15 protein-coding genes are annotated in these 14,043 nt (G+C 55.7%); 6 read left to right on the top strand and 9 right to left on the bottom strand.

The genetic code is table 11. The features are described from left to right. Positions 1 to 50: 50 nt before the first annotated feature. Together PUV54_RS03340 and PUV54_RS03335 are read left to right on the top strand one after the other, a co-directional pair. Entirely contained in the window at positions 51 to 458 is a 408-nt protein-coding gene (locus tag PUV54_RS03340; RefSeq protein WP_274494137.1) for a helix-turn-helix domain-containing protein, read from the top strand. Positions 459 to 618: 160 nt separating this feature from the next. After that, positions 619 to 2,793 carry a TonB-dependent receptor domain-containing protein gene (locus PUV54_RS03335; RefSeq protein WP_274494136.1) on the top strand — a complete coding sequence of 725 codons (2,175 nt, stop codon included), beginning with the start codon at positions 619 to 621 and terminating at the stop codon, positions 2,791 to 2,793. Between the two features lie 11 nt (positions 2,794 to 2,804). Here the strand turns inward: PUV54_RS03335 and PUV54_RS03330 are convergent, their stop codons facing one another. From PUV54_RS03330 to PUV54_RS03320, 3 genes are all read right to left on the bottom strand, one after another. Beyond that, complete coding sequence (locus PUV54_RS03330; protein ID WP_274494134.1) at positions 2,805 to 4,265, bottom strand: DUF885 domain-containing protein; 1,461 nt, start codon at positions 4,263 to 4,265, stop codon at positions 2,805 to 2,807. Between the two features lie 171 nt (positions 4,266 to 4,436). Continuing rightward, positions 4,437 to 4,856 (bottom strand): SufE family protein, encoded by a 420-nt coding sequence (locus PUV54_RS03325; RefSeq protein ID WP_274494132.1) that lies wholly within the window; start codon positions 4,854 to 4,856, stop codon positions 4,437 to 4,439. A gap of 56 nt (positions 4,857 to 4,912) precedes the next feature. Continuing rightward, positions 4,913 to 5,788 (bottom strand): LysR family transcriptional regulator, encoded by an 876-nt coding sequence (locus PUV54_RS03320; protein WP_274494131.1) that lies wholly within the window; start codon positions 5,786 to 5,788, stop codon positions 4,913 to 4,915. Between the two features lie 124 nt (positions 5,789 to 5,912). Here PUV54_RS03320 and PUV54_RS03315 point away from each other — a divergent pair, with 124 nt between their 5' ends. Both PUV54_RS03315 and PUV54_RS03310 read left to right on the top strand, forming a co-directional pair. Beyond that, positions 5,913 to 6,527: a hypothetical protein gene (locus PUV54_RS03315; RefSeq protein ID WP_274494129.1), complete on the top strand. Its 615-nt coding sequence runs from the start codon at positions 5,913 to 5,915 to the stop codon at positions 6,525 to 6,527. Between the two features lie 152 nt (positions 6,528 to 6,679). Further along, a complete protein-coding gene (locus PUV54_RS03310; RefSeq protein ID WP_274494128.1) occupies positions 6,680 to 7,201 on the top strand; it encodes a hypothetical protein in 522 nt (173 codons plus the stop codon). Between the two features lie 50 nt (positions 7,202 to 7,251). Here PUV54_RS03310 and PUV54_RS03305 read toward each other — a convergent pair whose 3' ends face one another. From PUV54_RS03305 to gstA, 3 genes are read right to left on the bottom strand one after another with little or no spacing between them, the layout of a single operon-like run. Next, entirely contained in the window at positions 7,252 to 7,458 is a 207-nt protein-coding gene (locus PUV54_RS03305; RefSeq protein WP_274494127.1) for a tautomerase family protein, read from the bottom strand. Further along, a complete protein-coding gene (locus PUV54_RS03300; RefSeq protein WP_274494126.1) occupies positions 7,458 to 7,838 on the bottom strand; it encodes a nuclear transport factor 2 family protein in 381 nt (126 codons plus the stop codon). Before PUV54_RS03300 ends, PUV54_RS03305 begins: the two co-directional genes overlap by 1 nt. Positions 7,839 to 7,841: 3 nt before the next feature. After that, entirely contained in the window at positions 7,842 to 8,465 is a 624-nt protein-coding gene (gene gstA / locus PUV54_RS03295) for a glutathione transferase GstA (RefSeq protein ID WP_274494125.1), read from the bottom strand. A gap of 140 nt (positions 8,466 to 8,605) precedes the next feature. On the opposite strand from gstA, the gene PUV54_RS03290 reads away from it, so the two are divergent. Continuing rightward, positions 8,606 to 8,965, top strand: coding sequence for a winged helix-turn-helix transcriptional regulator (locus tag PUV54_RS03290; RefSeq protein ID WP_420797888.1), 360 nt, complete (start codon positions 8,606 to 8,608; stop codon positions 8,963 to 8,965). A gap of 25 nt (positions 8,966 to 8,990) precedes the next feature. Here the strand turns inward: PUV54_RS03290 and PUV54_RS03285 are convergent, their stop codons facing one another. The 3 genes from PUV54_RS03285 to PUV54_RS03275 all read right to left on the bottom strand — a co-directional run bounded on the left by PUV54_RS03285 (position 8,991) and on the right by PUV54_RS03275 (position 12,555). Next, a complete protein-coding gene (locus tag PUV54_RS03285; RefSeq protein WP_274494122.1) occupies positions 8,991 to 10,178 on the bottom strand; it encodes a M23 family metallopeptidase in 1,188 nt (395 codons plus the stop codon). Positions 10,179 to 10,264: 86 nt separating this feature from the next. Beyond that, positions 10,265 to 11,485: an AraC family transcriptional regulator gene (locus PUV54_RS03280; protein WP_274494121.1), complete on the bottom strand. Its 1,221-nt coding sequence runs from the start codon at positions 11,483 to 11,485 to the stop codon at positions 10,265 to 10,267. Positions 11,486 to 11,511: 26 nt separating this feature from the next. Further along, positions 11,512 to 12,555, bottom strand: a complete 1,044-nt coding sequence (locus PUV54_RS03275; protein WP_274494119.1) for a hypothetical protein — start codon at positions 12,553 to 12,555, stop codon at positions 11,512 to 11,514. A gap of 250 nt (positions 12,556 to 12,805) precedes the next feature. Between PUV54_RS03275 and PUV54_RS03270 the strand changes: the two genes are divergently transcribed. After that, positions 12,806 to 14,038: a sensor histidine kinase gene (locus tag PUV54_RS03270; protein ID WP_274494118.1), complete on the top strand. Its 1,233-nt coding sequence runs from the start codon at positions 12,806 to 12,808 to the stop codon at positions 14,036 to 14,038. The last annotated feature ends 5 nt before the right edge of the window (positions 14,039 to 14,043 follow it).

Genomic DNA, 14,043 nt, shown 5'->3' with positions numbered 1-14,043 from the left:
TTGCGTAAACAGCCCGCTCGAACGGCGGGTTGCTTGCGGGAGGGCGCTCAATGCCGAAGAAATCGGATTGTGCTGCGCGCCGAAAAGTAAAACTGATCGCGCGCCTGTCGAAAGAAGTCGTTTGTGAAGCATATGGTATTCCGCATGCGGAACTTTTGGCGAATGACCGCCGCAGCATTGGCCTTGCAAAGGCGCGGCAGGTCGCCATGTATCTGTCGCATGTAATTGGCCGGTTGACGCTCAACGAGGTCGCCATTGAATACTATCGCGACAGATCCACGGTTAGCCACGCTTGCATCAATGTTGAGGACAGCCGCGACAGCCCTGTCATTGAAATGCAGCTTGATTTCATGGAGCGGCGATTGCGCGACCGGCTTGAGGCGCTCTGTGAGGCTGGGCTTTTACAGCCCCGAACCGAAGAGAAAGGAAGGCTCACCGTCCGCAACGGGTTGGAATAGACTGCGATGCAACAAAGATACGGGCAATATTCCTGAACGTTTCATCGCGGAATAACGTCGCCTTATCCTTTGCATGCTTTTCTTAATGCAGGGATGCCGTCAAAGGTATGCGACAGTTGTCGCGATCTAGTCGCGTTACTTTGGTTTTGTGAGGGGCTTCATGATTTTGTGTATCTCGCGCGCTGGTGCAAACATCAGCCGCAGCAGTCGTGAGGCCTACCTCCTGCAAAAAACGAAACGCCGCACCTCCCGATCAGTGCTTTTAAATACTGCTTGCGTCGCCTTCATTTCTTTCACCGGCGCTCATGCACAGGAAACAGAACAGTCTGTTTGCCCTGACGGCGCCCAAACTTGCACGGTCAATGGCCGGGTGATTTATCTCCCCGGTTATTTTTCACAGTTCAATCCTATCACGGCGCTCGACATGGTTCAGCGCGTGCCGGGATTTTCAATCGATGCGGGCGACCAGGTGCGCGGATTTGGCGGCGCAGCAGGCAACGTCTTGATTGACGGACAAAGGCCAAGCACGAAATCGGCTGACATTTTTGAAATTCTCGGCCGCATCGGCGCCGGCAATATCGAACATATCGAACTTATTCGCGGCGGCACTGGCGGGCTCGATGTGGGCGGGCAGTCTGTTGTTGTGAATGTCGTACAGAAACAGGGCGCCGGTAGTTCAACTCCGTCTCCGTGGGAATTCTATATCTTGAAGCGTCGGCCCGATGGCGGCGTCACGCCGGGCGGCGAGATCTCTTATATCGGCCGAATAGGCGGGCTGAAATATACACTTGGCGCGAACGGTTTCGCCGCCAGGCTCCGTTATGGCGGCGACGAGCAGATCACGCGATTTTTTGGCGATGACGAACTGCGTCAGCGGCGCGGACAGTACAAGGAAAAAGGCGTCGGCGGAAACTTGAATCTGGAATACGCACTGGCAAACGGCGACATTGCGCATTTGAATATTGAAGGCGATTGGTTCGATTCCCTCGAAGAGACGACAGAGACCCGATTTCCAGCAATGGATGGTCCGGATATCGCATTCTTTCCGTTTGACTATGAAGAATACGGGTTTGAAGTCGGCGGCGATTACGAGCACAACATTACAGACAGCTTCAGTATAAAACTTATCGGCCTTTACGAGCGCGAGTTTGAAAACTTCGAAAGCCGTTTTGAGTTTACGCCAGCTGCCGGTACGCCAGTTCAGTCGCTTTTCATCTCTGATCGCGATATCGGCGAAACCATCGGCCGCGTTGAGTTTGGCTTTAACGGTCTCGATCGGCATAATATTCAGTTCGGTGGTGAAATCGCCAAGAATTTCATTGAAAGCGCCGTCGAGTTTTTTGTTGATGATGGTTCAGGCGTATTGACGCCGCAGGTTATCAATGGCGCCAACACGCGCGTATCGGAATTGCGGGGCGAACCTTTTGCCAAGGACAGTTGGACCCTAAGCGAAAAAGCAACTCTCGATATCGGCATGGCGGTTGAGCTTTCCAGCATCTCTCAGTCCGGCGATTCTGAAAACGCACGCTTCTTTGTTTATCCAAAACCGTCGCTCGCATTAGCCTATTCATTCACGCCGCAAACACAGGTGCGTTTTAACGCTGAACGGCGCGTTAATCAGCTAGATTTTGATGAATTCGTCAGCTCCGTGAATTTCGACGATGAGGATGTCGATTTCGGCAATCCGGATTTGCAGCCGCAGCGCACATGGGCTTTTGAAACGTCTTTTGAGCAGCGGTTTGGCGATATCGGCGTGATCAAACTTTCGGGATTTTATAATTACGTCAATGACGTCGAAGACTTGCTCCCGATTGGCGGCGGCGCCGAAGTGCCAGGCAATATCGGCGATGGCGAGGTTTGGGGTGGTGAAATCGCGCTGACTGCGCCGCTTGATTTTTTGGGGCTCAAAAACGCCCGGCTTGAAACCACCGGAATGATGCAGGAATCCTCCGTGACCGATCCCGTCACGGGCGTCGACCGCGAGTTTTCATTTATTTCGCCTTATTCCATCGATGTCGATTTTCGCCAGGATTTCCCGGAGCGGAAATTCAGTTGGGGTTGGGGGCTTTATAAGTCCGGCAAGGAAACCAATTTCGGTCTCGATGAAATCACGACGTTTTCCTTTCCCAAGCCGGAGCTTGATGCGTTCATCGAAACAACCGCCATCAAGGGCGTAAAGGTAAGGCTGGCGGCAGGGGATATTTTGAACGTCAATGTGAAACGCGACAGGACGGTGTTTGACATGACCCGCGCGAGCGGCGTCGCTCTGTTTCGCGAAATGCGCGGCAATCAGAACGGCGGCAATGTGCGGCTGACTTTCAGCGGAACATTTTAAGTTCGCATAGTCTACTCATTTACCCTTTGAACCCAAGCGCGAACATCCGTTCTCACTTGCGGCAGCGGTCGAACGCCTGGAGATAAAACGACATCGTGAAAGTCTTTGATGTCGAACTTTTCTCCCAGCATTTCTCTTGCTTGCTCGCGTTCGGTTAGTATCAAGTCGGCGCCAAGCATATAGCTCAGCGAATGGCCAGGCATGGCGATATACCGGTCAACTTCGATTTCAATTTCGGTGCGTGAGAGAACGGTATTGTCGAGCATGAAGCCGATCGCATCTTCTCGCGTCCATCCGCCAAGATGCAGTCCGGGTTCGACCAGCAAGCGGCTCGCCGCCCAGAGATGTTTTGTCATCATGCCCTGACGATCGAGCGTCGTGGAATAGAGGCCCATTTCATCAGCAACATATTCGGCGTAAATGGCCCAGCCTTCCAATAGTCCAGCATTAAAACCGGAAGACTCCCTGTCTCGTGGGTAGTCGAAAAACAGATGATGGCCCGGCACGCCTTCATGAAAGGCGATAACTTCAGCCATTAACCGGCGCTCGCCCGGCCGTGACGGATTAATAATGTATCCAGCAGGCCCGTCGCCTTGGGGCGGGCGGTAATAACCAGCCGGCGCGGAAGCCTGCAGGTGGTTCGCCATCGGTTCAACAACGATCCGCCGCGGCGGCTGATATAAAAAGGCTCCCAACACTGTATCGTGCGCCTGGTCCAGCGCTGCTTGTGAAATGGCGATCAGTTCTTCTTCTGTCGTATCGTCTGCATTTTGCGCGTCACGCAGGCGGTGCATCACGTCATCTGCTGTTTCGTCCAGGCGCGCCGTGGCGGCGAGATCTGTTCGAGCGTCATCCAGCATCCGGCGCCCGATGGATTCTATCTCTTCTTTTGTCAGCGTGAGCGTCGTCCAGAACTCCACCGCATTGCGAAAGCATGCTTCGCCATTTGCAATGCCCGACAATCCCGGCGTGCCCTTTGCAGCAGGCAGATACTCCTCTGTTAGAAAGCTTTCCAACATGCGCAGCATTGGCGCCACCCTAACACTCAGCAAGCCGTTCCAGGGCTTTGCGTTCTTGCTCTCGGAGAAATACCGAGGGTTCATTGTTTCAAGATCGCTGGCGAGATCGCTTATCTGCTGTGTTACGCGCAGAACGACAGGACGGGGCGCCGTTTCATCATTGTCAATGCCAGCGCGTAATTTGCCGATCAGCGCGTCCAGCGCTTGCGGCGCATCCTGCCACTCAACTGCTGCTTCCGTGAAACCGTCATCACGGTTCGCGACGCCCGCCCATTGGCGCGGCCAGGTCACTTGCCAACCTGTGACTTGATTAAGGTAACGAAGGTCTGTTTTACATTCTGTGAGAGCCGTCGCCGCAAAGCCGCCATCGGCCGTGATGGATGGCGCTTGCCCCAGTGCATTTGCCGAAAGCGCGAGGAAAAATACTGCAGCGGAAGATGCAAGTTGTTTCATGGCTCGCCTTTTCATTGAGTCCGAATACTGTCTCTTGTGCAGACGTTATAGGAAGTTGCGGCTGCGACAAAAATCGACAGGCGGCTTCGTTTCATCGCAATGCATCAACGACTCGTCTCATGCGAGCAACAATGATTTGGGTGCGCCGGAAATAGCACCGGGATTAGAGTGTCAGGGCCTGTTGTCCGCAGATTGCATTTCGGCGATTTCGCGGATGCGGCCGATCATGGAATGCAGCCCGTTTGAACGCTGCGGCGTCAGATGGTCCGTTAAGTCAAAAGGTTTGAGTTCAGCTTCGGGATTGGTGCTTAATATGTCGCTTGCGGACTTGCCGGAATAAAGCGCGAGCAGGAGTGCGACCAACCCCTTGACGATATGGGCGTCAGAATCGCCTTTTAAAACAATCGTCTCACCGGAAGCATCCGCATGCAGCCAGACCTGGCTGGCGCAACCACGCACTTTATGAGCATCGTCACGTTTGTCATCAGGGTACGGCTCTAGATTACGGCCAAGATCAATCAGATACTTGTACCGGTCATCCCATTCGTCGAGGAACTCAAAATCGCTGCGGATGTCTTCAAAAGTCGCCATAGGTCCGAGATAGGGGCCCGGTCAGGATTTGGCAATGCGGCTGGGCGCTATCTTTGTCAGGTCCAGAAGGGCGGAGGAAGGGAACCCGTCACAGCCTGTTCTGCAGTCTCTTCAAGTAGTCTCAGCGCGGTCAGCATGACTTCCGGGGAAGAAAAATTTTCCTGATAAACTACATATGCCGGATAGGAAAATGTCGGCGCGTCATCAACGCGGGTCAGAAGTTTGCTGTCGATGTGCGGCTGCACGATCCGTTCGGGAAAGTAACCCGACGCTTTACGGCTGATCAAAAGATTGACGCCAAGCGCGCCAAGGTCGAGGGTGAGGCCCGGATTGTGAAGATGAGAGAATGACAGCGCATGCGCTTCACGAAATGCATCACCCCAGTCGATAAATATATAATTTTCTTCCACCGGCAGCATAGGGTCGGCGGTGACAAGAATTAATCTGTCTTCGAACAATTCTTTGACTTTCACGCCAGGCCGATGTTCAGGCCTGTAGATGACGGCGAGGTCAATGACGCCCTCGGTCATCTCGCGCATGAGTCGCTGAGGCATGCCGATTTCACAACGTAATGCGACACGCGGCGCGGCCGATTGAAAAGCCGGCACCCATCGCAGAAGCAGCCTGTTCCACAGACTGTATTGCCCGCCCACTATCAGCGTTTCGTCAAATCCGTCCGGCACGGCGACCTGGTGTTTTGCTTCTTCCCAGGCCCTCACCATGGATTGCGCGTAACGATGAAACTGGTGGCCCGCTGGCGTCAGCGCGCACCCAGCTTTCGAACGCACAAACAGCGGTTTGCCGAGTTGGTCTTCGAGCGCTTTGATGCGTGCGCTCACTGTTGATTGGGTGACGTGTACGCGCCGGGCGGCGGCGAGGAAATTTCCCCCTTCAACGATTGCGAGGAATGTTTTTGCCTGTATGACGTCCATAATCTATAATTCGCGAAAATCGATATTATCATGCGATTATATTCGTTTGAATAAATTAAAGCTAGACCCAATATCCGGTCTCGGACGGGATGCTCCCGAAATTTCGAGCCTACAGGAGGCCATGATGAAAAATAGATTGATCAATTCCACTGTTCTGGCGCTTTTGTTTGCGGCGGCACCGCTCGCCGCCCACGCCGGCAAGATCAAGACGATCACCGCGCCTATGGAAATTACCATGAGCCAAGCTGACAACGCCTCATCACTCGCCAGTATGTGGGAAGATGGAAAGCGTCAGGAATATGCTGGCCTTGCGTTGATAGAAGACGCGCAAAAGCTAGACAAATCGGCGCGCAAGGATCTGCGCAAGGCGGAAGAAAAGCAGGCTAAATTTACAGCCATATCCGAAGATCGGCGCGCCCAATTCGTAACTGTCTCAGGCCGCATCGGTCTTGCGAAGACGCCTGGCGAAGGCGCTAGCGCAATGAAGCTTGCTGACAAAGCGCTTGATGACTGGAAAGACGATGTCGAGGCGCTTGGCAAGGCGACAGACCGCGTTCGCGAAGCTGAAGCCAGAATCGCCGCCGCCGCGTCTGCTTTGCGCAATGGTGAGGAGCAAGTCGCATTGGGTCGCGAAAAAATGCGCCGTGCAGAGAATAAAGCTTCAGGCGTCAGCGGCGCAGAAGCTCATCCCGCGCAAGCGCAATCAGGTGAGAAATACGACTTCGTTGATATGCGATAGTCACTGATTTGGCGACTGCACACACGTATCGCCAGAGCATGAGCCGGCGCCGCAAGTTCTCTCTCCCCCGCGGCGCCGGTTTTGTTTCTATTGCGGTTCAAGCCCGGCACGGCCTAAACTGCATTTTTTTTTAATGAGGGGAAGGATATCCTGTGAAAAACGTAACCAGATTTGCTGCGATAGCCGCTGGCGCCGGTTTACTGGCGGCCTGCGGCGGCGGCGGCGAGGAAGCCCGCGAAAAACAGATCGAGGATATGGCCAAGCGCCATGGCGTCAATGCGGATGTGGAGCTTGACGACAAAGGCGAGGTCGCGAGCGTCAAAATCAACAACGGCATGGGCGGTGCGACAGTGGGCAGTAATCTGTCGCTGCCTGACAATTTTCCATCCGACGTTTCCGTTGATGATAATTGGTCTGTGATGGCCATTAGCCCCGCGCCGGGCGTTGACGGCTTCATGGTCAACGCCATGACCGATGACAGCGTTGAGGAAACGCTGTCGAAGCTACGCAGTTCCCTTGGCGCTAAAGGCTGGACGGAAGAAGCGTCCGACCAACCGACGCCGCAGATGCAGCGGATCAATTTCGTCAAGGATGATCGCATGACGAACGTCAACCTGATCTCCGGCGGGCCGCAACTGACCGTTCAGCTCGTGACGATGAAAAAACCGGGCTAGAGCGCCGGGCGATTGTAACTCTAAAACCGCCGGTTCGCGCCGGCGGTTTTTTATGTAGCGCGCTTTCGATATTCCTCTACTGGCAGGCCGCCAACGCCCCAGTCCTCCATCTCCACCTCGTCAATGACGACGAAAGTAGTCGCGGGGTTTTTATCAAGCACGCGCTGCAGCAGGTCGGTCGTTCCCTTAATCAGTTCGGCTTTTTGTTCAGGCGTCGTCCCGCCTTCACGGGTGATCTTTATATTGACGTAAGGCATCAGGCTTCTCCCTCAATCAGGTCATAGTGAAAAACTTTTGCAACAATCCGCCATTCATTGTTTTCGCGAATGAATGACAGAAAGTCCGTAAAGCGCTTACCCATCATCTCGCATTTGAGGATGGCGAACGCGGTATCGTTTCCGGCAAAGCGGATTGTTTCAACCTCGTAGCCATAGGCCTCTCCGGCGGCGGGCGGCATTCGTTCTGCGATGACGCCGAAATAAGTCTCCATGTCATAGTGAAGATGCTCGCCGGGCGATGTCGTGTGGTAATGCGCGTTTTCATGAAAGACGGTCTTCAGCAACGCGACATCGCAATGATAAAGACCGTCATAATAGTTGCGCAGCACGCCGTTGATTGCTGCGAATTGATCAGGCATCGCCTAGGCGGCCTTTTTCAGCAAGCCTTCTGCGGCAAGCGCTTTTTGCACCGCCGGACGTTCGGCGACGCGGGCGACGAACGAAGCGATATTCGGCCATTGCCCAAGGTCGATTTTTGCAAAGCTCGTCCAGTTTGCGACCACGAATAAATAGGCGTCAGCAATGGTGAACTGATCGCCGGTCAGAAACTTGCGGCCATCGGAGAGTTCTTCTTCGAGATAGTTGAACCGCCGCGCAACATTAGCCTCGGCCTGTTCGCGCGCCGCGCCTTCAAGCGGGGTATCGCCGAAAAACGGTCCGAATGCTTTGTGGAGTTCCGAGCCGACAAAGTTGAGATAGCCGTTTACGCGTGCGCGAGCGACGGTTCCGTTTTCAGGCGCGAGGTTGGCGGCTTTGTTGGTGTCCGCGATATATTGCAGGATCGCCGGACCTTCGGTCAGGATCTCGCCAGTATTGACTTCAAGGGCGGGCACGTAGCCGTTCGGGCTTATCTTCAAAAAATCTTCGCCGGTTTCCGTGCGTTTTGCTTTCGTGTCGACTTTTTCGATTGAAAAGTCAGCGCCAGCCTCGTTCAGCGCTATGTGAGAGGCAAGCGAGCACGCGCCGGGTTTGTAATAAAGTTTCATGTCTGTTTCTCCTCTTTAAACGGGGTGTCGTGCAGCCCATCTAGGAACAGGAGTTACTTTTGTAAACTTCATATATTTGTGATATTAAAGAACTGAGTTTCCGTTTGGTTACCTGATAACGTCGAAGAAAGTCCGGTCCCATGGCCCTTAAAATGCGCAAAAACCAGAGCCCGCCAGCGCCTCATGACTGTCCTTTATCGGAATGCCTTTCCGTGATCGGCGGCGCCTGGACGCCAAACGTCATCTGGAATCTCAGCGCCGGGCCGCGGCGGTTTTCCGAACTGAAACTCGATATGCCGGGGGTCTCGGCGAAAATCCTGACGACCCGGCTCAAGGAACTTGAGGAAAAAGGCGTCATCGACCGTGAGGTCAAGCCGACCTCGCCGCCATCGGTCGAATATTCCCTGACGCGAGAGGGGCGGGAGCTTTTGCCGGCGATTGAAGCGATTGCGGCGGTTGGAAAGAAACTGAAGCGGCGAAAGAAAAAAGCGCTGGCGTAAGGAACTCGTATAGGCCTGCGCTCAGTTACTCGAACTGCATGAACAAACCCGGGTCCTGTCCGATATAAGCGGGACGTGCATTCGAAAATGTTACGGGAAGGCTTTGGGAAAAGAACGGATCAGGTCCCGCATTCAACTGGAAATGCAAATGCGTAAGCGTGCTATCGCCGGTATTGCCGACTGAGGCGATGACATCGCCTTGACGAACGCGGTCGCCGGTTTTCACTTTCACGCTCCCGGAGGCAAGGTGACCATACGATGAATATTCGGTCTGACCATCCTGTTCGTGTTTAATGACCACGAGATTGCCAGCGGCGGCGGAGCGTATGTCCTCTATAAACCGTGAGAACTGATACTGTGTAATGCGCGCCTGCGCATCGCTTACGTTTTCTCCCTCACGTCGCGTCAATGCATCGGCGTTTTGCGTTTCGCCTGATATGACAAACACAACTTCACCGTCCGCGACAGCGCGAACCGGTTCGCCATATCCATAGTCGTCATCGCCGCTCAAACGTTCGCCGCGATCAAGCGCACCATCGGGGCCGGTTTTGAAAAAATCGAGTGCGAATTCATTGCTCGGGATAAAGCGGTGATGGCTGAAGAGATTGGGAAAGGCCCGCATCAGCCAGGCGCCGTCGAGCGGCGCGATGTAATCGATTTTTTGTTCGCGGCGTTTAACGGCGAGATCATGCCGAACGGAATTAATGCGGCCGGCGCCATCCTCATAGACTGCGGTGATCGCGATCGCCCGTGGCGCGAAGTCTGCGGCGAAATATTGCGCCGTTGCGATCAACATATCGCCTGACCCCAATTGGGGGCTGCCGGCGAATCTGGTTTCATCTCCGAAAACGGCGGAGGGCCCGCCCTCATTCAGCACCTGCGAATTGAGAAAAACGCCAAGCCCTTGCTGGGTCATGCCAGCGAATTCCCGGGTTTTGGCGACCACGTCCGAAACTGGGAGCGACTTTGAAATAATCTCGCCTTCGCCGCCCAGAACGTCGATATGCAGGCCCTTCAGCGTCGCGGCCTCCGCCTCGTCATTGCGCAGCAGGATCGTCCCGATCATGACGTCGTAATAGCCTTTACCCGGATTGGCGTCGTTCACGAACACATGCTTATCCGGGGCCGTGACAATATCGAGAGCGTGGGCGCCCTGAGCGGTCATTGCCAGAGCGGCGAGTGCTGAAAGGGACAGACTGAAGAATCGAATCATTGGGCAGGCTCCATCGCTTAAATTTTTCACCATTTATGCGAATGGAACGGCAAAAAGTCATACGCCCGCGCGCAAGCGAACGCGGTTCAGGCTGGTTTTTCGACGGATTGAACGGTTCTGCCGGCTAAAGCGCGTCGGCGATAGCCCGTTGGCGTTTCGCCAGTCGCCTTGCGGAACGACTCGTTGAAGGCGGTTTTGGAGTTAAACCCTGATTGATGGGCGATGCTCAGAACCTGCAGACCGGGCTGATCAATAAGTAGACGCCTTGCATGCTCGACGCGCGCGCGGTTGACGAACTCGAAAAACGTGACGCCTCCGGCGCCGTTGATCGCTTCTGAAAGCTCGCGCGGCGTCGCACCCGCCCGCTCGGCGAGATCGCGAAGGGTAAGATCGGGGCTGAGATAAAGCGCGTCATCCGTCATTACTTTCGATATCTTGTTAAACAGCGTGTCGCGATCATCGGCGGAGAGGGCTGATCCGGCGTATTTCTCCGCCGGGCGGGGTTGCTCCGTTCGCGCTGGCGAGGCGGCGTCGGTAAATCCGATCGCCGCGAGGGCGTTTGCGATGGCGAGATGCGCAAAGTTCAAGAGATCCATAACGCCGCGCGCGAATGGCGCCGCCCCGAAAATCCCAGCCGCCGCCGTCCATGCAGCATGTAAAACGAAGATCGCGCCCCACAAGGTCATCAATCGCTTCAGCCATAAGAGGTTGCGGTCTTCCGTGCGTGAAAACCAGTTTTCGAGAGAGACGCCGAATTTTTGAAGGCGTCTGAGAGCGGCGATGACGTATCCAAGCTGAACGAGATCTCCGATCAAGGGAATAACAAGTCTGTGAAGCGGTCCGGAAAAACCGCTTTCAATCATGGCTGCTTTCGCCTCTGGCGCGAGACGGAAATAGAAAACAAAGAGATATAGAAAAAACAGCGCAAACAGCGATGCGTGCCAGAGATGGCCTTTATGCAGTTTGAAATCCCGATCGGTTTTTGCGCAGACATAAAGGTAAAGCGCCGGGGTCATCAGCGCCTGAAACGGCGCCAGCAAAAATCCGTGATCAGGAAACTGATGAAGCAGACCCAGCCCCTGGTAGAGTTGATCAGCCTTGACCGTCGCCAGAATGAGCAAGGATGAAACCAGCAGCCATCCGGCGGGAGAAACGCGATGCGCCCGCGGCGCAAGCATCGCCGCAAAAATTATGGCCTGTGCAAGCGTGACGACATTGACGAGCTGGCGCACCGGAACGTTGAGTTCAAAGCCTTCCATCATGGTAACATAGCAAAACAGGCCGCCTTTGGGAGCGGCCTGTTTCATGTGTCTGCAAAGAAAGAGCCTAGACCTTAGCTCGCGCCTGCGTCCGCGACCCAGCCATTGCAAGTTGCAACGTCATTCAACCCATGTTCGCCAAGACAGAACGCCTCCTCATAGGGCGTGCGCGTCGCCGCGATGCACTGGTCGAGCGTCAGCTTCGCCATGGAAAGGCAGCGTTCCGATTTCGGATTGGCGGCGTAAACCTCAACCAGTCGTGGGTTGAGTGCGTTTGTCGAATAACGCGCGGCGAGATTGAGAATGTTGTTGATGATGATGTCAGCGCTTTTTTCTGAAACACGTCCGGCGCCGCCGGAGGCGCCCCAGTCGGCGGCCCATTCCTGCCGCGCATTGGCGAGCGCTGGCGCCATCACCCCGTCATTAACAGGCCGTTCGAAAACAGGCGTTGCTGGCTTTGCACGTGCGCGGCCATAATTCGCCGCTTCATCGAGACGCGATTGCGGCGGCGAGATTCGTTTCTTGCCCCAGCTTGTTTTCTGCATGGCGTAAGCTTGCGTTTTAAAAGCGTCGCCAAGCTCGGCGATACGCGTTGAGTCCTGAACCGACATGGCGAGGATAGCACTTACCGCTTCATCGGCGCCGGACAGGTTTCGCAAATAGGCCGGGTCCTGGGCGATGTTCGCCATCAGCCCGTCGACGCCGCCGATGACGCCTTTCCGGCGGTTTGACTTTTTCTTGATCTCGTCCTGGATCGCTTCTGCGAAAGCCGGGGAATCGGCCGCCACCAGCGCGGCGTAGGCGACCCAGCCGCCAGCGAGTTCTGTTGAATCATGCGTGGACAGGCGCCGGTGCGCTTCGCGGGTGACCTCTTCATCGGTGAACGGCATCGCCTCTATGGCGGCGACGTCTTCCCGAAAGCGGATGTAGTTCGCGGCGGACCGCTCGAGCGAGTTATCTTTTGGCTGGGCAAGCGTATCGGCGGAAACGGTCGTCGCCGCCAGGCCCGCCACGATTGCAGCAAGAGCGGCTGCGGGACGGATTTTCCGGTTATTTGACCCTGATCTGTACGAGACAGACACCTGACGCGGCCCCTTGCATCTACGCGACTGAGACATGAATTCTCCCTGAATGACGGCAACACAGCAGCCGCCACGCTAACGCCCCACCGATTAACACGGCGCTCACCATCCTAACCGAATTATTATCAAATTCGACCGGTTGACGCGGTGCAAAGCCATATTTTCCCACATTTCCTGATTTATCATTTGTTAACGTCAATTTGCGCATGGTGAAGGGGCGTTAACGAATTGATTCTCCTGAGGCACGGCCTTGTGCGGCGCGGGGGTTTGAAACTCAAGGTCTTTCATGGCTTTTCGCCCGTTTGCATTTCTTACCGGATCGAACCGCAAGGATCGGGCCGAATGGCGCGCCGGATCGGGCGATCCCGTGCTGCGCCTTGCCCCCGACGGCGAGATTTTGGCGTCGAGCGACGGCGCGCGAACGCTTATTGGCGGCGAAACCAACCTGAAAGGCCGGTCGATTCTCGATTTTGCCGGCCGTGATGACCGGGCGGCATTGAAAGAGGCGCTTTCGCGCGCGCTCCAGAACACAAGGGCGGAGGCGGCCGAGCGTTTGAAATTCCGGCTTTTGCGGCCTCATGCAGGGCCGGTTTTTACGGAAATCGCCCTTGTGCGGGACGGGCATGATCTTTCGGCCCTGCTCCGCGATCGCGGGCCGGAGCTTGCAGCGCTTCGCCAGTCACGAGGCGCGAGTGATAAAGCCAGTGCGGCGGACGAGGCGCGGCCCGATACGGCGATGCTTGCTGATCTGGGACATGAGTTGAAAACCCCGCTCGGCGCGATCATGGGTTTTGCCGAGGCCATGCGGGCAGAAGCCTTTGGCCCGCTCGGTCACGACAAGTATCGCGAATACGCCGACCTTATACATGCGACGGGCGGTCATGCCTCAGACCTGATAGCGGCGATGCTCGACCGGGCGAAACTCGATGCCGGGAGATATGAGCTGGCGCCCGCGCTTTCGTCCCCGGCGCCGCTGGCGCGAACCTGTGCCGAAATGGTGCGCGGGGAAGCAGAGCGGGCCGGTCTCGACCTCAATGTCGAAATTGCTGAAGACCTTCCCGAAACCATGCTCGACGCAAGCGCGGTAAGGCGCATCATTGTCAATCTCTTGAACAATGCGGTGAAGTTCACTGCTGACGGCGCCGTGACCTTGAGCGTTCGTGAAAAAGACGGCGCAATCGAATTTTCCGTCATCGACACCGGCGTCGGCATGAGCCAGACGGCGCTCGCCCGTCTTGGCGAGCGTTTCACGGCGTTGCATAAAAACGGCGTACGCGGAACAGGTGGCACGGGGCTCGGCCTTTCCATGGCCTATCGGCTCGCAAACCTGCATGGCGGCGTGTTGAAGCTGACATCGGCGCCAGGCGAGGGCACGGTCGCGCATTTTGTTTTGCCGGTTCGAAAATCGCTGAAAGAAATGACCGGCGCGAACATCACAACGGGTCCGGCGGACATACAAAGCCAGCTTGATCGCGTCGCCCAGTATCGCCGCGAGCGCATTGGCCGCGATGCGGCCTAGAAGTC

This window comes from Hyphococcus flavus (genome assembly GCF_028748065.1).
In the GTDB taxonomy this organism is placed as follows: Bacteria; Pseudomonadota; Alphaproteobacteria; order Caulobacterales; family Parvularculaceae; genus Hyphococcus; species Hyphococcus flavus.
This window is presented reverse-complemented; position numbering and strand designations above follow the sequence as displayed.